Genomic DNA, 20,326 nt, shown 5'->3' with positions numbered 1-20,326 from the left:
GTGGAGCTGCGTGAAACGCCTCGGGGGCACCGATGTCGTGACAATGCTCATATCCGCGGCCCCTGCCCTCCCGTGGCGCTCCCGGGTCGCGGATCACCGCGTTCCGTCGATCAGTCCCCGGAGGAAGGCGAGATCGACGTCCTCCAGCGAACGCACGACCGCGCGGCCGCTCGCGGGGGCGATCGGCGCGACGGACGGGACGGCGACCACCCGGCAGCCCGCGGCCTCCGCGGCTGCCACGCCTGTCGCGGTGTCCTCGATGACCGCGCAGTACTCGGGCGCCGCCCCGAAGCCGGAGGCCGCGGTCAGGTAGGGCTCCGGATGCGGCTTGGTGCGGGTGACCTCGTCACCGGCGACGGTGAGGGCGAAGTGGTGGTGGCCCACCGAGTCCAGCACCCGGTCGATGATCCGCCGGTGCGAGGCGGATACCAGGGCGGTGGGGATGTCGTGGCGGGCCAGCTCGGTGAGCAGCCGCTCGGCGCCCGGCATCAGCGGCACTCCGCGGTCGATACGCCTCTCGAAGCCGTCGTTGAGCAGCACGGTCAGCTCGGGCAGGGTGATGTCCGCGCCGGTGACGTCCATCAGGTAGCCGGCGCTGCGGGTCATCGGGCCGCCCACGACCACCTCGCGCCACGCCTCGTCGAGCTGGTGCCCGAGTTCCGCGAAGACCTCCACCTCGGCGTCCCACCAGAAGCCCTCGGTGTCGACGAGGGTGCCGTCCATGTCGAGCAGGACGGCCCGCAGCGCGGCACCGTCGGCCGTGCGGGTCATGGACGCGGGGACCGTACTGGTCATCCGGCACACCTTCCGTGAGGGACGAGAAGGCCGGCCGCCACTTCCCGTGGGAAGGGCGACCGGCCTGCACTGGACCGACCAGTGTACGTCGTGGCGCGCCACCGCGCGTCGAACAGCGTGCCACCGCGCGTTGAACGGAGGGCTACCGCGCGTTGAACGGAGGGCTACCGCGCGTTGAAGTACTTCGCCTCGGGGTGATGGATCACGATCGCGTCGGTGGACTGCTCCGGATGCAGCTGGAACTCCTCCGAGAGGTGCACCCCGATCCGCTCGGGCCGCAGCAGATCGGCGATCTTCGCGCGGTCCTCCAGATCGGGGCAGGCCCCGTAGCCCAGCGAGAAGCGCGCGCCGCGGTACTTCAGCGCGAACATGTCCTCGACGTCGGCCGGGTCCTCGCCGCCGAAGCCGAGCTCGGAGCGGACCCGGGCGTGCCAGTACTCGGCGAGCGCCTCGGCGAGCTGCACGGACAGGCCGTGCAGCTCCAGGTAGTCGCGGTAGGAGTTGGCCTCGAAGAGCTTGGCGGTCTCGCCGCCGATCTTCGAGCCGACGGTGACGACCTGGAGGCCGATCACATCCGTCTCACCGGACTCCTCGGGCCGGAAGAAGTCCGCGAGGCAGAGGCGGCGGCCCCGGCGCTGGCGCGGGAAGGTGAAACGAGTGCGCTCGGAGCCGTCCTCGTGGAGCAGGATCAGGTCGTCGCCCTTGGAGACGCACGGGAAGTAGCCGTAGACCACGGCGGCCTCCAGCAGGTTCTCGGTGTGCAGCTTGTCGAGCCAGCCGCGCAGGTGCGGGCGGCCCTCGGTCTCCACCAGCTCCTCGTAGGTGGGACCGTCACCGGCGCGGGTCTGCTTGAGGCCCCACTGGCCCTTGAACAGGGCGCCCTCGTCCAGCCAGGACGCGTACTCCTTGAGCTGGATGCCCTTGACGACCCGGGTGCCCCAGAACGGGGGCTCGGGGACGGGGTTGTCGACGGCGACGTCGGAGCGCACGCCCTCCTCCGGCTCGTCGACCTCCGGCACGGCGGTGTCGCGCCTGGGCACCCGGCGCTGCTTGAGCTCGGGGAGGGCCGCACCGGGAACGCCGCGCTTGACCGCGATCAGCGCGTCCATCAGGCGCAGCCCCTCGAACGCGTCGCGGGCGTAGCGGACCTCGCCCTCGTACAGCTCGTGCAGGTCCTGCTCGACGTAGGCCCGGGTGAGCGCGGCACCGCCGAGGATCACCGGGTAGACCGCGGCCAGCTTGCGCTGGTTCAGCTCCTCCAGGTTCTCCTTCATGATCACGGTGGACTTCACCAGGAGGCCGGACATGCCGATGACGTCGGCCTTGTGCTCCTCGGCCGCCTCCAGGATCGCGGAGACGGGCTGCTTGATGCCGAGGTTGACGACGTTGAAGCCGTTGTTCGACAGGATGATGTCGACGAGGTTCTTGCCGATGTCATGGACGTCGCCGCGCACGGTGGCCAGGACGATGGTGCCCTTGCCCTCGGCGTCGGACTTCTCCATGTGCGGCTCCAGGTGGGCCACCGCGGACTTCATGACCTCGGCGGACTGGAGCACGAACGGCAGCTGCATCTGGCCGGAGCCGAAGAGCTCTCCGACCACCTTCATGCCGTCGAGCAGGGTGTCGTTGACGATGTCGAGCGCGGGACGGGTGAGCAGAGCCTCGTCGAGGTCGGTCTCCAGGCCGTTCTTCTCACCGTCGATGATGCGGCGCTTGAGGCGCTCGTCGAGCGGCAGCGCGGCGAGTTCCTCGGCCTTGCCGGCCTTCATCGACTTGGTGCTGACGCCCTCGAAGAGCTGCATCAGCTTCTGGAGCGGGTCGTAGCCCTCGGCGCGGCGGTCGTGGATCAGGTCGAGGGCGACCTTCACCTGCTCCTCGTCGAGGCGTGCGATCGGGAGAATCTTGGAGGCGTGCACGATCGCGGAGTCGAGACCGGCCTTGACGCACTCGTCGAGGAAGACCGAGTTGAGGACCGTGCGGGCGGCCGGGTTGAGCCCGAAGGAGATGTTGGACAGGCCGAGCGTGGTCTGCACGTCGGGGTGGCGCTTCTTCAGTTCGCGGATGGCGCCGATGGTGGCGATGCCGTCGCCGCGGGACTCCTCCTGGCCGGTGCAGATGGTGAAGGTGAGGCAGTCGATGAGGATGTCCGACTCGCGGATGCCCCAGTTGCCGGTCAGGTCCGCGATCAGCCGCTCGGCGACGGCGACCTTGTGCTCGACGGTGCGGGCCTGGCCCTCCTCGTCGATCGTCAGGGCGATCAGCGCGGCGCCGTGCTCGGCGGCCAGCCCGGCGACCTTGGCGAAGCGCGACTCGGGTCCGTCGCCGTCCTCGTAGTTGACGGAGTTGAGGACGGCCCGGCCCCCGAGCTTCTCCAGGCCGGCGCGGAGGACCGGCACCTCGGTGGAGTCCAGCACGACCGGCAGGGTGGAGGCGGTGGCGAAGCGTCCGGCCAGTTCCTCCATGTCGGCGACGCCGTCGCGGCCGACGTAGTCCACGCACAGGTCGAGCATGTGCGCGCCCTCGCGGATCTGGTCGCGTGCCATCTCCACGCAGTCGTCCCAGCGGGCCTCCAGCATCGCCTCGCGGAACTTCTTGGAGCCGTTGGCGTTGGTGCGCTCGCCGATCGCGAGGTACGAGGTGTCCTGGCGGAACGGGACGGTCTGGTAGAGGGAGGCGGCACCGGGCTCGGGCCGGGGGTCGCGCGGGGCGATGTCCGCGCCGCGGACGCGCTCCACGAGCTCCCGCAGGTGCGCCGGGGTCGTACCGCAGCAGCCGCCCACCAGGGAGAGGCCGTACTCCTGGACGAACGTCTCCTGGGCGTCGGCGAGCCCCTCGGGGCCGAGCGGGAAGTGCGCACCGTCCTTGGTGAGCACCGGCAGACCGGCATTGGGCATGCAGAGCAGCGGGATGCGGGAGTGGCGCGTGAGGTAGCGCAGATGCTCGCTCATCTCGGCGGGGCCGGTCGAGCAGTTGAGGCCGATCATGTCGACGCCGAGCGGCTCCAGCGCGGTGAGCGCGGCCCCGATCTCGGAGCCGAGCAGCATGGTCCCAGTGGTCTCGAACGCCAGCGAGCACAGCACCAGCAGGTCGCTGCCCAGCGCCTCCAGGGCCCGCCGGGCGCCCAGCACGGCGGCCTTGGTCTGGAGGAGGTCCTGCGTCGTCTCGATGATCAGCGCGTCCGCGCCGCCGGCGATCAGACCCTCGGCGTTGCGCTGAAAGCCGTCGCGCAGCACGGTGTACGGGGCGTGGCCCAGGGTCGGCAGCTTGGTGCCGGGGCCCATGGAGCCGAGCACCCAGCGCTGCTGTCCGGTGGACGCGGTGAACTCGTCGGCGACCTCGCGGGCGATGCGGGCGCCGGACTCGGAGAGCTCGTGGATGCGCTCGGGGATGTCGTACTCGCCCAGGGCCGAGGCGTTGGCCCCGAAGGTGTTCGTCTCCACGCAGTCCACGCCGACGGCGAAGTACTCCCGGTGCACGGAGCGCACGATGTCGGGCCGGGTGACGTTGAGGATCTCGTTGCAGCCCTCGAGGTTCTGGAAGTCCTCAAGGGTCGGGTCCTGCGCCTGGAGCATGGTGCCCATGGCACCGTCGGCCACCACCACCCGGGTGGCGAGTGCTCGACGCAGGGCTTCTGCGCGGTTCCGGCTGTCGGCGGAAGGGGTCGGCAACGAGGCCATGGATGTGCTCCCTGGAATGCGACGGCTGTCGGCTTTGCGCCCTCGGTGGAGGCCGCACCACGCCAGCGTAGCCGGGCGGCGGCCGGGTCCGTCACTCCGTCCCACGAACCGGACGGCATGCTGTGCGGGGCGATGTCCGGATCTCAGCGGTGCCGCGGTTTTCCTCCGTGATCGAGCGAGGGTCGACATCGGCCGATAGTGTTCAGCATTGTCGAACCGAGGTGGAGGAGTACGGCGCGATGGCCAAGAACATCCAGTCGCTGGAGCGGGCGGCGGCGATGCTGCGCCTGCTGGCAGGTGGTGAGCGTCGGCTGGGCCTGTCCGACATCGCCTCTTCGCTGGGCCTGGCCAAGGGGACCGCGCACGGCATCCTGCGCACGCTCCAGCACGAGGGCTTCGTCGAGCAGGACACCGCGTCCGGCCGCTACCAGCTGGGCGCCGAGCTGCTGCGGCTGGGCAACAGCTACCTGGACGTCCACGAACTGCGGGCCCGCGCCCTCGTCTGGACCGACGACCTCGCCCGTTCCAGCGGCGAGAGCGCCCACCTCGGCGTGCTCCACCAGCAGGGCGTGCTGATCGTCCACCACGTCTTCCGGCCCGACGACAGCCGCCAGGTCCTGGAGGTCGGGGCCATGCAGCCGCTGCACTCCACGGCGCTGGGCAAGGTGCTGGCCGCGTACGACCCGGTGGCGCACACCGAGGCCCTGGAGGCCGAGCGGCAGTCCTTCACCCCGCACACGGTGACCGGCGCGGAGGAGTTCGAGTCGCTGCTGGACCTGGTCCGGGCCCGCGGCTGGGCGGCGGACGTGGAGGAGACCTGGGAGGGCGTGGCCGCGGTGGCGGCCCCGGTCCACGACCGGCGCCGGATGCCGGTGGGCGCGGTGGCCGTGACCGGGGCGGTGGAGCGGGTCTGCGCGAACGGGGAACTGCGGCCCGAGCTGATCGCGGCGGTGCGGGACTGCGCGCGGGCGGTCTCCCGCGATCTGGGCGCCCGGCGCTTCTGACCCGGCGGCGACCGCCGCCGCACCCCGCCGCACGCCTTGCCGCGCCCGCACAACCCTCTCGCGCCCGCAGACCCCGCCGCGCCCGCACGACTCTCGTGCCCGCATGTCTCGCCCCACGCCCGCACACCCTGTCGCGCCCGCACAACCCCTTGACGCCCGCGCCCCGCCCCCCGTCCCGCCGCGCGCACACCTCGCCGCCGTTCGGCCCCCGGGCGACGGTAACGATCGAGTTTTGCGCCACACAACTCTTGACGCCTGAACGACCCTGAGGGAAGCATTGCCGTTCATCGGTCGGCATTGTCGAACAACTAACGAAAACAGGCGTTAGGGTGTGACAGCGCCACGGGCCGGACAACGCCCTCATGTGAGGGCGCGGACCACCGGAGGGACCCGGGGTTCGGCTTCCCTGGACCAAGGACAAAGGAGTCGCGGGTGTCCAGCTCCGACATCTTCATCGGCGAGACCATCGGTACCGCCGTGCTCATCCTGCTCGGCGGTGGTGTCTGTGCCGCCGTCACGCTCAAGCGCTCCAAGGCGCAGAACGCCGGCTGGCTCGCCGTCACCTTCGGGTGGGGTTTCGCGGTGCTGACCGGCGCGTACCTGGCCGGCGGCGTGTCCGGCGCACATCTCAACCCGGCGGTCACGATCGGTCTCGCGATCGAGGGCGGCACCGCGTGGGGCGACGTACCGCTGTATCTCGGCGCCCAGCTGCTCGGCGCGATGATCGGCGCCGTGCTGGTCTGGCTGACGTACTACGGCCAGTTCCGGGCGCACCTCACGGATCCGGAGATCACGGGCACCCAGTCGGGTGAGGAGGCCATGGCCGACCGGGCCTCGGCCCCGGAGGCGGGCCCGGTGCTGGGCATCTTCTCGACCGGTCCCGAGATCCGGAACGCGGTGCAGAACCTCGTCACCGAGGTCATCGCCACCGTGGTACTGGTGCTGGCGATCCTCACCCAGGGCCTCAACAACGACGGAAACGGCCTCGGTACTCTCGGCGCCCTGATCACCGCGCTGGTCGTCGTCGGCATCGGTCTCTCGCTCGGCGGCCCGACGGGTTACGCGATCAATCCGGTTCGCGACCTCGGCCCGCGTATCGTGCACGCGCTGCTGCCGCTGCCGAACAAGGGCGGTTCCGACTGGGGCTACGCATGGATCCCGGTCGTCGGACCGCTCATCGGCGGCGCGATCGCGGGCGGGCTCTACAACGTCGCCTTCGCGTGACCGTGACGGACGAGCACCGCGACACACCGAGCCGCACATCTCAGGACCACACAGACCTCCGGGAGCACACCGTGACCGACGCACACACCACCGGCCCGTTCATCGCGGCCATCGACCAGGGCACCACCTCCAGCCGCTGCATCGTCTTCGACAAGGACGGCCGGATCGTCTCCGTCGACCAGAAGGAGCACGAACAGATCTTCCCGAAGCCCGGCTGGGTCGAGCACGACGCGACCGAGATCTGGGAGAACGTCCAGGAGGTCGTGGCGGGCGCCGTCGTCAAGGCGGGCATCACCGCCGCCGACGTGAAGGCGATCGGCATCACCAACCAGCGCGAGACGACGCTGCTCTGGGACCGGCACACCGGTGAGCCCGTCCACAACGCGCTGGTCTGGCAGGACACCCGCACCGACGCGCTGTGCAAGGAACTCGGCCGCAACGTGGGCCAGGACCGCTTCCGCCGCGAGACCGGTCTGCCGCTCGCCTCCTACTTCGCCGGCCCCAAGGTCCGCTGGCTGCTGGACAACGTCGAGGGGCTGCGCGAGCGCGCCGAGCGGGGCGACCTGCTGTTCGGCACGATGGACTCCTGGATCATCTGGAACCTGACCGGCGGCACGGACGGCGGCGTCCACGTCACCGACGTCACCAACGCCTCGCGCACCCTCCTGATGAACCTGCACACCCTGGCGTGGGACGAGAAGATCCTCGCCTCCATGGAGATCCCGGCGGGCGTACTGCCCGAGATCCGCTCCTCCGCCGAGGTGTACGGCACCGCGAAGGGCGGTGTCCTGGACGGCGTCCCGGTCGCCTCCGCGCTCGGCGACCAGCAGGCCGCCCTGTTCGGCCAGACCTGCTTCTCCGAGGGGGAGGCCAAGTCCACGTACGGCACCGGCACCTTCATGCTGATGAACACCGGTGAACGCCCCGTCAACTCGTACAACGGGCTGCTGACGACCGTGGGATACCGGATCGGCGACCAGAAGCCGGTCTACGCCCTGGAGGGCTCCATCGCCGTCACCGGCTCGCTGGTGCAGTGGATGCGCGACCAGATGGGGCTGATCAAGTCCGCGGCCGAGATCGAGACCCTGGCGTCCTCGGTGGAGGACAACGGCGGCACCTACTTCGTGCCCGCGTTCTCGGGCCTGTTCGCCCCGTACTGGCGCTCCGACGCCCGCGGCGTCATCGCCGGTCTGACCAGGTACGTCACCAAGGCGCACATCGCCCGTGCGGTCCTGGAGGCGACCGCCTGGCAGACCCGTGAGATCACCGACGCCATGACCAAGGACTCCGGCGTCGAGCTGGCCGCCCTGAAGGTCGACGGCGGCATGACGTCCAACAACCTGCTGATGCAGACGCTCGCCGACTTCCTGGACGCGCCCGTGGTGCGGCCCATGGTCGCCGAGACCACCTGCCTCGGCGCCGCCTACGCCGCCGGCCTCGCCGTCGGCTTCTGGCCGGACACCGACGCGCTGCGCGCCAACTGGCGCCGGGCCGCCGAGTGGACACCCCGCATGGCCGCGGACACCCGCGACCGGGAGTACAAGAACTGGCTCAAGGCCGTGGAACGGACCATGGGCTGGATCGACGACAGCACAGTCGAGGAGTAAGAAGCGATGACCACCCCGCAGACCGTCCCGGCACTCGGGACACACCCGGCCTCCGGATCCCTTCCGAGCCGCGCCGAGACCCGGGAGCAGCTGGCCGGGGCGGCGTACGACCTCCTGGTGATCGGTGGCGGCATCCTGGGCATCTCCACGGCCTGGCACGCCGCGCAGTCCGGGCTGCGGGTGGCCCTGGTGGACGCCGGCGACTTCGCCGGCGCCACTTCCTCCGCCTCCTCCAAGCTGCTCCACGGCGGTCTGCGCTACCTGCAGACCGGCGCGGTGAAGCTGGTCGCGGAGAACCACTTCGAGCGCCGTGCAGTGTCCCGTCAGGTGGCCCCGCACCTGGCCAATCCACTCACGTTCTACCTGCCGGTGTACAAGGGCGGCCCGCACGGCGCGGCCAAGCTCGGTGCGGGCGTGTTCGCGTACTCGGCGCTCTCCGCGTTCGGCGACGGGGTCGGGCACGTGATCAGCCCGGCCAGGGCGCGGCGCGACGTGCCGGAGCTGCGCACGGACAACCTGCGGGCCGTCGCGGTCTACGGCGACGACCAGATGAACGACGCCCGGATGGCGCTGATGACGGTCCGCGCGGCCGTCGAGGCGGGTGCGGTGGTACTGAACCACGCCGAGGTCACCGGACTCCGGTTCACCCGGGGCCGGGTGACGGGCGCCGAGCTCCGGGACCGCGTGGACGGTGCGGAGTTCGGCGTGAACGCCCGCCTGGTGCTGAACGCCACCGGCCCGTGGGTCGACCACCTGCGGAAGATGGAGGACCCGGCCGCGGCCCCCTCCATACGCCTGTCCAAGGGCGCCCACCTGGTACTGAAGCGCACCCGCCCGTGGAAGGCGGCGCTCGCCACGCCCATCGACAAGTACCGCATCACCTTCGCCCTGCCGTGGGAGGACATGCTGCTGCTCGGCACGACGGACGAGGAGTACGAGGGCGATCCGGCGGACGTCGCGGTGAACGAGAAGGACACCGCGCAGATCCTTGACGAGGCGGCGTTCTCGATCAGGGACCAGCAGCTGTCGCGCGACCTGATCACGTACTCCTTCGCGGGTCTGCGGGTGCTGCCCGGCGGACCCGGCGACACGTCCAAGGCCAAGCGCGAGACGGTCGTGACGGAGGGCCGCGGCGGCATGCTGTCGGTCGCGGGCGGCAAGTGGACGACCTTCCGCCACATCGGCCGCACGGTGATGAACAAGCTGGCCGCGCTCCCCGGACACCCCCTGGCGGACGACATGGAGCCGATCGCGCGCCTGCCCAGGAAGCTTCCGCTGCCGGGCATCGCCAACCCGAACGCGGTGGCGCACCGGCTGCTCGTCGACGGCACCGCGCCCGGCCCGCGAATGGCGGCCGACACGGCGCGACACCTCGCCACGCACTACGGCTCGCTCTCCTTCGACATCGCCCGGCTGGCGAACGAGAACCCGGCGCTGGCCGAACGCGTCCATCCCGACGCGCCGGAGATCTGGGCCCAGGTCGTCTACGCCCGCGACCACGAGTGGGCCGAGACCGCGGACGACGTGCTGCGCCGCCGCACCACGCTGACGATCCGGGGCCTGGCCACGGACGAGGTCCGGGCCGGCGTCGAGGCCGTGCTCCGCGACCGGGGCTGACGCTGCGCGGGGGCACGAGCGGCGGTCGGGGCGGTCCGGGGAATCGGGCCGCCCCGACCGCCGCTCGGCACGCGCCCGGTCCTGCCGGCCCCGCCCGGAGGGCCGGGCCGGGTACGACGCCGCGTTCACGACGCCGCGTTCCGGATCGCCGCGGAGGCACCGAGTCCGCCCCGTCACCATGCGTGATGCGTTGCCCCTGAACCCCTCCCGATCCGCGTAATGTGGGGATACATCGGATGTCTGATCCCGTTCGTATCCAGGAGGACCGTCATGGCTGTCACCGACGAGGCGATCGAGAAGATCAAGGGAATGATCGTCTCGGGTGCGCTGCGCCCCGGCGACCGACTCCCCAAGGAGAGCGAACTCGCGGCGGAGCTGGGACTCTCCCGCAATTCCCTGCGCGAGGCGGTGCGCGCCCTGTCCCTGATCCGGATCCTCGACGTGCGGCAGGGCGACGGCACATACGTGACCAGCCTCGATCCGCAGTTGTTGCTGGAGGCGCTGAGCTTCGTGGTGGACTTCCACCGCGACGACACGGTGCTGGAGTTCCTCGCGGTGCGCCGGATCCTGGAGCCGGCGGCGACGGCGATGGCGGCCGCCCACATCAGCGAGGAACAACTGGACGTGCTGAGCTCCCAGTTGGACGCCCTGGGAACGCAGCCCTCGGTGGAGGAACTGGTCGCCTGCGACCTGGAGTTCCACCGCGGCATCGTGCGGTCGTCCGGGAACTCGGTGCTCTGCTCGCTGCTCGACGGGCTGTCGGGGCCGACGACCCGGGCCCGGGTCTGGCGCGGCCTGACGCAGGAGGACGCGGTCGGCCGGACACTCCGGGAGCACCGGGCGATCGTGTCGGCGCTGCGCGACCGGGACGCGGAGGCCGCACGGGCCTGGGCGACGGTGCACGTGGCGAGCGTGGAGCAGTGGCTGCGGTCGACGCTCTGACACGCGCCCCGGGCCGACCGGGCGGCCCCCGTCGGCCCGCCCGGCCCGGGTCGGCGGCTCGCTGCACGGCCGGTGCCTCGCCGGGGGTGAGGTCGTCGCCGAGGTGGCGGAAGTCCACCGGGGAGACCGGCTCCTGAGGGCTCGTCGCGGCGAGGAACCCCCACACCGGCTTGCCCGCCGGCTTCGCGGCGAGGTCCGGTGCGCAGCACGACGCAGGCGGCCGAGTGGTCGGGGTCGGGGTTCATGGCATCCGAGCCGTCTCCGAGTTCCGAGGTCGGAAAACGGATGTCGTGGACGTCGAAATCCATGACGGTCCGACTTATGTGCGCTCCCAGCGACATAACATCGGACCTCTGTTCTGGCCATCCGATGTATAGCGCCCACCGCATCCCCCATTCCAGGGTCGGGGCGGAATTTTCGCGACACAGCTCGGATGTATCCGGAGGTCTGTGTCCCGATTCGACCGGTGATGCACCGTCGCGGGGCGGGTTCGGCCGGCTGTGTGCGAGGGCTGCGTCGGAAGTGACCGGAAGCCGTAAGGTTGTTGCGTACGCAAGGGAACTTCGGAAGGAGGCCTGGGTGATCGAGCTCGAGGGGGTTCCCGAGCTGATCGACCCGGTCATGGTGGCCGCGTTCGAGGGGTGGAACGACGCAGGTGACGCCGCTTCCACGGCGGTCGCGCACCTGGACCGGGAATGGAAGGGCGAGGTCTTCGCGGCGCTGGACGCCGAGGACTACTACGACTTCCAGGTCAACCGGCCGACGATCTGGCTGGACGGCGGGGTACGCAAGATCACCTGGCCGACCACCCGGCTCTCCGTGGTCCGCGTCGGCGGCGAGAAGCCCCGCGATCTCGTCCTGGTCCGCGGTATCGAGCCGTCGATGCGCTGGCGCTCGTTCTGCAACGAGCTCCTGGGCTTCGCGCACGAGCTGGGTGTGGAGATGGTGGTGATCCTGGGTGCGCTGCTCGGCGACACGCCGCACACCCGCCCGGTGCCGGTCAGCGGTGTCACCTCCGACCCGGACCTGGCCAGGACCATGGACCTGGAGGAGACCCGGTACGAGGGTCCGACGGGCATCGTCGGCATCCTCCAGGAGGCATGCACCCACGCGGGCGTGCCCGCGGTCAGCCTGTGGGCGGCGGTGCCGCACTACGTGTCGCAGCCGCCCAACCCCAAGGCGACGCTCGCGCTGCTCAACCGCCTGGAGGACCTCATCGGTCTGCGCATCCCCCTCGGCGAACTGCCCGAGGACGCCCGCGCCTGGCAGCTCGGCGTCGATCAGCTGGCCGCCGAGGACAGCGAAGTGGCGGAGTACGTGCAGACGCTGGAGGAGGCCCGGGACACCGCGGAGCTCCCCGAGGCCAGCGGCGAGGCCATCGCCCGGGAGTTCGAGCGCTACCTGCGCCGCCGGGACGTCGGTCCCGGCCAGGGCCCCGGCGGCCACGCGACGGAGAGCGGCGACATCTCGTACCTGCGCGAGACCCCCGGCGGCCGGACCCGCCCGCCGAGGCCACCGCGGCCGGAGACGGAGGGCGAGCCGGGGCCCGGCACACCGTCCGCGAACGGTCCCGGCGGTCGGGGCGACGACGCGGACGGCTCCGGCACGTCCCGCGACGGCTCCGGCGACTCCCCGGGCGGATCCGGCGGCAGCGCCGCGCAGGACCCGCCGGGAGACTCCCCGGAGGACTGACACGGCCGGCGGGCAGCCGGGCGGGGTGGAACGTGCCCCGCCCGGCGCCCCGGTGCCGTCCGCTCAGGTCAGGAGCACGTGAACCGCGCCGCGCTCCAGCCGGGTTCCGTCCGCCCGGTACAGCGCGAAGCGCAGCGGCGCCTTGTAGGCGCGCAGGGTGAGGCTGTCGGTGGACAGTTCGTAACGGTCGCCCCGATCCTTCCACCGGGTGCGGGGCGCGGCGCCCTGCGGCAGGACGATGTCGTCGCCGGTCGGGTCCGTGAACGTGCCGTCCGGGGCGAGCTCGACGCGGAAGGTCTCGGCGGAGACGAAGCCGACGCGGACCTCGGCAGTGCCGGCCCGCAGGTGGTGGACGGGTCCGTCGGCGGAGAACCCGGTGACGTCGCCGACCGTGGCGGTGTCGGATCCGGCGGTGTCGGATCCGGCGGCGTCGGCCCGGTCGGCGCCGGGCCCCGTGAAGACGGCCATCAACCCCAGCAGGGCTGCAACTGCCCCCGTTCTGATGCGCGTTGATGATTGCGTAGAGCACTTTTGGCGCAGGATCGAGCACTTGACCACGGACAAAACGGAACCGGCCCCGAACTTCGTGGAGAAGTCCGGGGCCGGTTCGGCGGATGCGGCGGGTGGATCGTCCGTTCCCGCGTACACGGCGGAGCGCGCAGGTGACGGTCCTACAGGGCGACGCCCAGCAGGGCGTCGACGGTGCGCGAGACGAGTCCGGGCGCGCCCTCGTCCGTACCGCCCTCGGCGTGCTGCCGCTCGGCCCAGCGGTCCACGGCGACCAGCGCCGCCGGTGCGTCCAGGTCGTCGGCGAGGGCCTCGCGGACCTCCTCGACAAGGGCCTCGGCGGACGGTCCGTCGGGCCGGGAGACGGCGGAACGCCAGCGCCCGAGCCGGTCGACCGCGTCGGCGAGCACCTGGTCGGTCCACTCCCAGTCGGACCGGTAGTGGTGCGCCAGCAGGGCCAGGCGGATCGCCGCCGGGTCCACGCCATCGCGGCGCAGCCGCGAGACGAAGACCAGATTGCCCCGGGACTTGGACATCTTCTCGCCGTCCAGACCGACCATGCCGGCGTGCACGTATGCCTGGGCGAAGGGGTACTCGCCGGTCAGCACCTGGGCGTGCGAGGCACCCATCTCGTGGTGCGGGAAGGCCAGGTCGGACCCGCCGCCCTGAACGTCGAAGCCCATGCCCAGGTGGTCCAGGGCGATGGCGACGCACTCGATGTGCCAGCCGGGCCGGCCGGGGCCGAGCGAGGCGCCGTCCCAGCTCGGCTCGCCCTCGCGGGCGGCCATCCAGAGCATCGGGTCGAGCGGGTTCTTCTTGCCGGGGCGCTCCGGGTCGCCGCCGCGCTCGGCGGACAGCAGCCGCATCGCCTCGGCGTCGAGGTTCGAGACCCCGCCGAAGTGCGGATCGGTCTCGACGGAGAAGTACACGTCGCCGTCGAGTTCGTAGGCGGCGCCCGCGTCCCGGAGCCGTTCGACGAGCGGGACGATGCCCGGTATCGCCTCCACGGCGCCGATGTAGTGCTTCGGCGGGAGCATGCGCAGGGCTGTCATGTCCTCCCGGAACAGGGCCGTCTCGCGCTCGGCGAGTTCGGTCCAGTCCTGGCCGTCGCGCACGGCCCGCTCCAGCAGCGGGTCGTCCACGTCCGTCACGTTCTGGACGTAGTGAACCTGCCGCTTGGTGTCGAGCCACACGCGCTGAACGAGGTCGAACGCGTTGTAGGTCGCCGCATGACCCATGTGGGTCGCGTCGTACGGCGTGATGCCGCAGACGTAGATGCGGGCGACGGGACCGGGGTCGAGAGTGATCCGTCCGCCGGTCGCGGTGTCGTGGATCCGAAGGTCGCGGCCCTTGCCGGGAAGGGCGGGGACCTCAGAAGCGGGCCAGGCATGCATGCCACGAGCGTAACCGGATGCACGTTCCGGATACGAACCGGATACCGCATCGTGGCCGAGGAGGCGGTCTTGCGCACCGGGGGTCCGTGTGCCGGGGGTTCGGCCGCCGAGCGGCCGGAGGCGTCCGCACCGCCGCCGCCTCAGAGGTCCGGCCCGTCACTCCGGCCCGTGCACCGGAATGGCCGATTCTCCCCGGACGACGGAACGTTCGGACGGGTACGCCGCCGCCGCGCGGCGGCGGCCCGTGCCGACGGGCCGCGTCCCCGGACGGGACGGGTGCGCCGACGGCCCGCCCGTGCCACCGGGCCCGATCGCGGCCGGGCCACGGACGTCACACCGGCGGCCAGGGGATGGCCGGCCACCGGCCACTCGGCTCGGGATACCGTCCGGTGGTCCGCAGCTCCGTCACGCGCCCCCGCAGCGCCTCGATCTCCGCCGCGGTGATCAGTTCGCCCAGCCGGGTGACGAGCGGGGTGCCGGGCGCCAGTTCCGTGGCCAGCCGGTCCACGACGCCGACGGCCTCGGCCGTCAACGGCTCCCCCGCCCATCCCCACAGCAGCGTGCGCAGTTTGTCGTCGGTGTTGAAGGTCACACCGTGGTCGATGCCGTAGATCCGGCCGCCGGCCACGGGCAGCAGATGACCGCCCTTGCGGTCCCCGTTGTTGATCAGCGCGTCGAGGACCGCCATCCTGCGCAGGACGGGATCGTCCGCGTGCACCAGCAGGGCCGTCCTGCCCTCCCCCACCTCGGCGAGGGCGACGGCCTTCCAGCCCTCGGCGGGCTCCTCGTCGTCCACGAGCGCGAACAGCGGGGCCCTGCCGTCCCCGTCGGGGCCGTCGTCCTCGGGCCCGGCGTCGATCCACAGCTGGCACATGCCCTCGCCGTACGGGCCGTCCCGCAGCACGGTGGCCGGTATGAGCCCCCAGCCGGTCGCCTCGGAGAGCTCGTAGGCGGCGACCTCGCGCCGGGCGAGGTTCCCGTCGGGGAAGTCCCACAGCGGCTGTTCCCCGGCCACGGGCTTGTAGACGCAGGTCACCTGCTCACCCCGGTGGGAGGCCGTGCAGTGGAGCACCGCGTTGGACGCCCCGCGGACCTGCCCGAGGACGGTGAGCCGGCCCTCGGTGAGCACCGTGAGCAGCTCGGCGTCGGTCAGGCTCCGCGACGGTATCCGTTCTGGCGCGGACATACGTGTCCCTCCGGGTCGAGCGGCAGACTGCACAACGGGCACGGCGGGCGGCCGGCGTTCACGACGTCGAGCGCGCGCTTGGCGAAGGCACGCGCCTGCGCGCCGCTGAGGCGGACCCGGAGCATCGGCGGGCCGTTCTCCTCGTCCTGGAGCAGCCGCTCCTCGGCCTCCGCGAGGTCCTCGTCGGAGTCCACGTCCAGCTCGACCAGTGCCTGCGCCTCGACGATCATGCGCTGTTCCTCGCCGTCCCAGGCGAGCGCCATCGTGCCGACCCGGAACTCCTCCTCGACGGGGACGTCGAGGGGTGCGGTGTCGGTGACGTCCATCGGCGCGACGGCGGGCACCGGTGAGTCCCCGCCGGTCCGCCGCACCACTTCGTCGAGCAGTTCGTCGATGCGCTCGGCGAGCGCGGCGACCTGAGTCTTCTCCAGGGCCACACTGGTGACGCGGGTGCCGGAGGAAGCCTGCAGGAAGAACGTACGACGTCCAGGCAACCCGACCGTACCGGCCACGAAGCGGTCCGGGGGGTCGTAGAGGAACACCTGACGGGACACGTCCTGTCTCCCTTGAAGATCGACTGCGGATGGGGAAGCGGCGGTGGAACGGCCGGGGTTCGGGCGGTACTCCCCGGAACGGGCGCCCGCGGAGCGTCCACCCTACTGCCCGGAGCGATCACGGTGCCCCAGCGCCGCCCCCGACCGCCGCGTCCGCGTCGGCGTCCGCCGCCGGGCGCGTGCCCGGGTCCGTCCCGTCGGCGGGCTCGCGCGGCGCCAGCGAGGCGAGGTCCCCGGTGTCGCCGAGCCGCAGCAGGAAGGGCCGCAGCCGGGTGTAGCGAATCACGGTGACCGAACAGGGGTCGACGTGGATCCGCTGGAAGAGGTCGAGGTGCATGCCGAGCGCGTCGGCGACGAGCGACTTGATGACGTCGCCGTGCGAGCACATCACGTAGGCGGTGTCGTCGCCGTGCTCGGCCTCGATCCGCGCGTTCCAGTCCCGTACGGCGTCCACGGCACGTGCCTGCATGGCCCGCATGGACTCGCCGCCGGGGAACGCCGCGGCCGACGGATGCCGCTGCACGACGTCCATCAGCGGCTCGTCGGTGAGTTCGGCGAGCTTGCGCCCCGACCAGTCGCCGTAGTCGCACTCGTTGATCCGCTCCTCGGTGTGCGGCACCAGGCCGGGCCGGGCGTCGAGCAGCGGTCGCAGGGTCTCCCGGCAGCGTTGCAGGGGGCTGGTGACGGCGGCCGCGAGGGGCAGCGCGGCCAGCCGTCCGGGCAGGGCCGCGGCCTGTGCGGTCCCGCGCTCGTCGAGCGCGACGCCGGGGGTGCGGCCCGCGAGCACCCCGGTCGTGTTGGCGGTGGAACGTCCATGGCGTACGAGGATCAGGGTGGGCATACGGCCCAGCGTACGGGCCGCCCCGCGGACCGCTTGCGACTCGGGGAGCAGGAGGGGCCCGCCCCCGCCGCGCTTCCCGGCCGTTGCGGGACCGGGATGCGCGGCGGGGTCCGGCAGGGAAGAATGCGCGCCGTGATAGTGGACTGTGCCATCTACCGGGACGGGCGGCGGACCGAGGTCCCCTCCGACCTCGCCGCGGCCCTGGCCGAGGCGAGGTCCTCCGGGGACGCGTTCCTGTGGATCGGGCTGTACGAGCCGACGGTGCGGGAGATCGAACGCGTCAGCAGCCAGTTCGCGCTGCACCCGCTGGCCGTGGAGGACGCCCTGAGCGCGCACCAGCGGCCCAAGCTGGAGGTGTACGACGACTCGTTGTTCGCGGTCATCAAGCCGGTGGTGTACGAGCACCTGAGCGACACGGTCTCCACCGACGAGCTGATGGCGTTCATCGGCGACTCCTTCGTCGTGACGGTCCGGCACGGGGAGGGCGCGCCGCTGGCCGCCGTGCGTCGCAGGCTGGAGGCCGAGCCGGAGGTGCTGCGGCACGGGCCGACCGCAGTGCTGTACGCGATCAGCGACGCCGTCGTCGACCACTACATGGAGGTGGCGGGCGAGCTCCAGACCGACCTGGAGGAGCTGGAGACCGAGGTGTTCGCGCCGACCGGCGGCCAGGACACCAAGAACACCGCGTCGCGCATCTACACGTTCAAGCGGCAGATCATGGAGTTCCGCCGGGCGGCCGGGCCGCTCGTCGCCCCCATGGCCCGGCTGGCGGGCGCGGACGTCCCGTTCGTGCACGAGCACTCGCAGCCGTTCTTCCGCGACGTGGGCGACCATCTGACACGGGCCAACGAGCACGTGGAGGGTCTGGACCGGCTGCTCTCCGACATCCTGTCCGCCCATCTGGCCCAGGTGGGCGTGCGGCAGAACGACGACATGCGCAAGATCTCGGCCTGGGCCGCCATGGCCGCCGTCCCGACGATGGTGGCCGGGATCTACGGCATGAACTTCGAGCACATGCCGGAACTCGGCTGGGTATGGGCCTATCCGGCGGTGATCGCGTCGATGGGCGCGGTGGTCCTCGCCCTGTACCGGCAGTTCAAGCGGCGCGGCTGGCTCTGACGCAGGGCCGTCGGGCACGGTTCCGGGCGCCCCCGGGTCAGGCGAACTCGGGCTCCCGGTCCGCGGGCCCGCCCAGCGCGTCGCACCGCGCGGGCGGCTCCAGGCTCACCATGCGCCGCCACCCCCCGAGCCGTTCGTACGCGTGGACCGCGTGGATGCCGGCGGCCAGCGCGGCGGACTTGGCGCGGGGCCAGCGCAGGATGCGGCCCATGTGGTCCATCACGGCGAGGCTGACGTCGCGGTACACCCGGATCTCCGCGAGCGCGCTCCGCCGCAGGACGCGCTGGATCGTGCGGCCGTGCCCGGCGCGGGCGAGGCGCAGCAGTTCCTCGTGGCAGTAGGCCAGGTGGTTGTCCTCGTCGTTCGAGATCATCCGCACCGCGCGGCCGAGGTCGGGGTGGTCGGCGAAGTGCCTGCGCAGCAGCCTCATCTGTTCGGAGGCGCGCTGCTCGGTGACCCGGCTGTGGGCGAGGTAGGTGATGATGTCGTGCTCGGAGAGGGGGTCCTGCCGCACCAGCCGTTCGTGGGCGAGGCCGATGCCGCGCCGTTCCAGCAGCATCGTGTAGTCGGTCTCGTGCGGAACCTCGACCGGGCTCAGTCCCCGCTTCCTCAGCAGCGCGCCGAAGATCCGGCCGTGCTTGTCCTCGTCCGCACCGTGCCGGGCGATCTTGGGTGCCAGGGCCCGCTGGCTCTCCGGGACGAGGGCCGCGATCCGGCCGTTCTCCCAGCCGCCCTGGGACTCCCCGCCTGCCGCGATGGAGCAGAACAGCCGGAACGACTCGTCCCCGTCGAGGATCTCCTGGAACAGCTTCCGCGCCGAGAGCACCACTGCCACCTCCGTACCGGCGTCCGACCCCCGCCAGTCAACTGCGGCGCATCCTCGCGGGCAACACGAACGGCCCCCGGCTACGCCGGACGGGCCGCCCGGCTCGTCCGGAGCCCGTGGCCGAAACCTTTCACCGCTTGGTGTGCCCGAGGACTCGCGGCGTAACCGCGGGCTGCCGGGTGCGTTGTCCCGCATGACGGCCGTGGCGGGGAGACACCCCGAGCCCCCACCACGGCCGCGAACCCCGCCCGCCCGGGTCCGCGGCCCGGTCCCCGTTCCCGCAGCCGCTACGCGAGCCCGGAGCGCTCCAGCGCCTCCGTGCCCGCGCGCAGGGCCGCGATCCGCTCGTCGAGCGTGAATCCGGCCGGGGCCAGGGTCAGCGTCGTGACGCCGGCCTCGGCGTACTCCCGCATCCGGTCGGCGATCCGGTCCACGGTGCCGAGCAGGGTGGTCCGGTCGATCAGGTCGTGCGGGACGGCGGCGGCGGCGCCGTTCTTGTCGCCGGACAGGTACGCGTCCTGGATCTCGGCGGCCTCCTTCTCGTATCCCATGCGCCGCGCGAGCCGGTTGTAGAAGTTCTGGTCGCGGCTGCCCATGCCTCCCACGTAGAGCGCGGTGTAGGGACGGAACGTGTCCGCGAGGGCGTTGATGTCCTCGCCGACGGCGAGCGGCAGCGTCGGGCACACGTCGAAGCCCTCCATGGTCAGGCCGGCCTTCTCCCGCCCGGCCCGCAGGTGCTTCAGGGCCGTGTCCTCCAGGTGTTCCGCCGAGGGGAAGATCAGCAGGGCGCCGTCGGCGATCTCGCCCGTCTGCTCCAGGTTCTTCGGGCCGATCGCCGCGATGTACAGCGGGATGTGCTCGCGCTGCGGGTGGACCGTGAGCCTGAGGGGCTTGCCCGGACCGTCCGGCAGCGGCAGGGTCCAGTGCCGCCCCTCGTACTGGAGCCGCTCGCGGGACATCGCCTTGCGGACGATCTCGACGTACTCCCGGGTGCGGGCCAGCGGCTTGTCGAACGTGACGCCGTACCAGCCCTCCGAGACCTGCGGGCCCGACACGCCGAGACCGAGCCGGAACCGGCCGCCGGAGAGCGAGTCGAGGGTGGCCGCGGTCATCGCCGTCATCGCGGGCTGACGGGCCGGGATCTGCATGATGGCCGAACCGACGTCGATGGACTCCGTCCGGGCGGCGACCCAGGCGAGCACAGTCGGCGCGTCGGAACCGTACGCCTCGGCCGCCCAGCAGACGTCGTAGCCGAGCCGGTCGGCCTCCTGGGCGACGGCGAGGTTGTCGCCGTCCATTCCCGCACCCCAATATCCGAGATTGATGCCGAGCCGCATGGCG

General features: G+C 71.8%; 15 protein-coding genes and 2 pseudogenes. 7 read left to right on the top strand and 10 right to left on the bottom strand.

From position 1 onward, the window contains the following. Window positions 1–93: 93 nt before the first annotated feature. The gene (locus tag ACFC79_RS20965; protein ID WP_376242205.1) at window positions 94–795 is read right to left on the bottom strand and encodes an HAD family hydrolase; all 702 of its coding nucleotides are present in this window, start codon (window positions 793–795) and stop codon (window positions 94–96) included. Between the two features lie 164 nt (window positions 796–959). Continuing rightward, window positions 960–4,472 carry a methionine synthase gene (gene metH, locus ACFC79_RS20960; RefSeq protein ID WP_376242203.1) on the bottom strand — a complete coding sequence of 1,171 codons (3,513 nt, stop codon included), beginning with the start codon at window positions 4,470–4,472 and terminating at the stop codon, window positions 960–962. 239 nt (window positions 4,473–4,711) lie between these two features. On the opposite strand from metH, the gene ACFC79_RS20955 reads away from it, so the two are divergent. The 5 genes from ACFC79_RS20955 (at window position 4,712) to ACFC79_RS20935 (ending at window position 10,866) form a co-directional block, all read left to right on the top strand. Further along, the gene (locus tag ACFC79_RS20955; RefSeq protein WP_376242201.1) at window positions 4,712–5,476 is read left to right on the top strand and encodes an IclR family transcriptional regulator; all 765 of its coding nucleotides are present in this window, start codon (window positions 4,712–4,714) and stop codon (window positions 5,474–5,476) included. 432 nt (window positions 5,477–5,908) lie between these two features. Then, on the top strand, window positions 5,909–6,700 hold the full coding sequence (locus tag ACFC79_RS20950) for an MIP/aquaporin family protein (RefSeq protein ID WP_376242199.1): 792 nt from the start codon (window positions 5,909–5,911) through the stop codon (window positions 6,698–6,700). Window positions 6,701–6,771: 71 nt separating this feature from the next. Next, a complete protein-coding gene (gene glpK / locus ACFC79_RS20945; RefSeq protein ID WP_376242197.1) occupies window positions 6,772–8,307 on the top strand; it encodes a glycerol kinase GlpK in 1,536 nt (511 codons plus the stop codon). Between the two features lie 6 nt (window positions 8,308–8,313). After that, on the top strand, window positions 8,314–9,924 hold the full coding sequence (locus ACFC79_RS20940; RefSeq protein WP_376242196.1) for an FAD-dependent oxidoreductase: 1,611 nt from the start codon (window positions 8,314–8,316) through the stop codon (window positions 9,922–9,924). A 270-nt stretch (window positions 9,925–10,194) separates the two neighbouring features. Continuing rightward, the gene (locus ACFC79_RS20935) at window positions 10,195–10,866 is read left to right on the top strand and encodes a FadR/GntR family transcriptional regulator (RefSeq protein ID WP_376242194.1); all 672 of its coding nucleotides are present in this window, start codon (window positions 10,195–10,197) and stop codon (window positions 10,864–10,866) included. 31 nt (window positions 10,867–10,897) lie between these two features. Here ACFC79_RS20935 and ACFC79_RS20930 read toward each other — a convergent pair. Beyond that, a pseudogene (locus ACFC79_RS20930) lies at window positions 10,898–11,174 on the bottom strand (hypothetical protein); the annotation flags it as partial. Between the two features lie 271 nt (window positions 11,175–11,445). On the opposite strand from ACFC79_RS20930, the gene ACFC79_RS20925 reads away from it, so the two are divergent. Beyond that, window positions 11,446–12,558 (top strand): PAC2 family protein, encoded by a 1,113-nt coding sequence (locus ACFC79_RS20925; RefSeq protein WP_376242192.1) that lies wholly within the window; start codon window positions 11,446–11,448, stop codon window positions 12,556–12,558. A 96-nt stretch (window positions 12,559–12,654) separates the two neighbouring features. On the opposite strand, the pseudogene ACFC79_RS20920 reads toward ACFC79_RS20925, so the two are convergent. From ACFC79_RS20920 to ACFC79_RS20900, 5 genes and pseudogenes are all read right to left on the bottom strand, one after another. Further along, a pseudogene (locus tag ACFC79_RS20920) lies at window positions 12,655–13,026 on the bottom strand (DUF4968 domain-containing protein); the annotation flags it as partial. Between the two features lie 203 nt (window positions 13,027–13,229). Then, the gene (mshC, locus tag ACFC79_RS20915) at window positions 13,230–14,459 is read right to left on the bottom strand and encodes a cysteine--1-D-myo-inosityl 2-amino-2-deoxy-alpha-D-glucopyranoside ligase (protein ID WP_376242190.1); all 1,230 of its coding nucleotides are present in this window, start codon (window positions 14,457–14,459) and stop codon (window positions 13,230–13,232) included. Window positions 14,460–14,790: 331 nt separating this feature from the next. Further along, on the bottom strand, window positions 14,791–15,645 hold the full coding sequence (locus ACFC79_RS20910; RefSeq protein WP_376242188.1) for an SCO1664 family protein: 855 nt from the start codon (window positions 15,643–15,645) through the stop codon (window positions 14,791–14,793). After that, entirely contained in the window at window positions 15,609–16,199 is a 591-nt protein-coding gene (locus tag ACFC79_RS20905; RefSeq protein WP_376242186.1) for a DUF3090 domain-containing protein, read from the bottom strand. Before ACFC79_RS20905 ends, ACFC79_RS20910 begins: the two co-directional genes overlap by 37 nt. A gap of 118 nt (window positions 16,200–16,317) precedes the next feature. Next, window positions 16,318–17,040: a histidine phosphatase family protein gene (locus tag ACFC79_RS20900; protein WP_376242184.1), complete on the bottom strand. Its 723-nt coding sequence runs from the start codon at window positions 17,038–17,040 to the stop codon at window positions 16,318–16,320. Between the two features lie 123 nt (window positions 17,041–17,163). Here ACFC79_RS20900 and corA point away from each other — a divergent pair, with 123 nt between their 5' ends. Continuing rightward, window positions 17,164–18,159, top strand: a complete 996-nt coding sequence (gene corA, locus ACFC79_RS20895; RefSeq protein ID WP_376242183.1) for a magnesium/cobalt transporter CorA — start codon at window positions 17,164–17,166, stop codon at window positions 18,157–18,159. A gap of 37 nt (window positions 18,160–18,196) precedes the next feature. Here corA and ACFC79_RS20890 read toward each other — a convergent pair whose 3' ends face one another. Both ACFC79_RS20890 and ACFC79_RS20885 read right to left on the bottom strand, forming a co-directional pair. Next, window positions 18,197–18,985, bottom strand: a complete 789-nt coding sequence (locus tag ACFC79_RS20890; RefSeq protein ID WP_376242181.1) for a ferritin-like domain-containing protein — start codon at window positions 18,983–18,985, stop codon at window positions 18,197–18,199. Between the two features lie 287 nt (window positions 18,986–19,272). Further along, window positions 19,273–20,322 carry an LLM class F420-dependent oxidoreductase gene (locus ACFC79_RS20885; RefSeq protein ID WP_376242179.1) on the bottom strand — a complete coding sequence of 350 codons (1,050 nt, stop codon included), beginning with the start codon at window positions 20,320–20,322 and terminating at the stop codon, window positions 19,273–19,275. Window positions 20,323–20,326: the final 4 nt, after the last annotated feature.

The sequence above is a fragment of the Streptomyces sp. NPDC056061 genome, from assembly GCF_042266885.1.
Taxonomy (GTDB): domain Bacteria; phylum Actinomycetota; class Actinomycetes; order Streptomycetales; family Streptomycetaceae; genus Streptomyces.
This window is presented reverse-complemented; position numbering and strand designations above follow the sequence as displayed.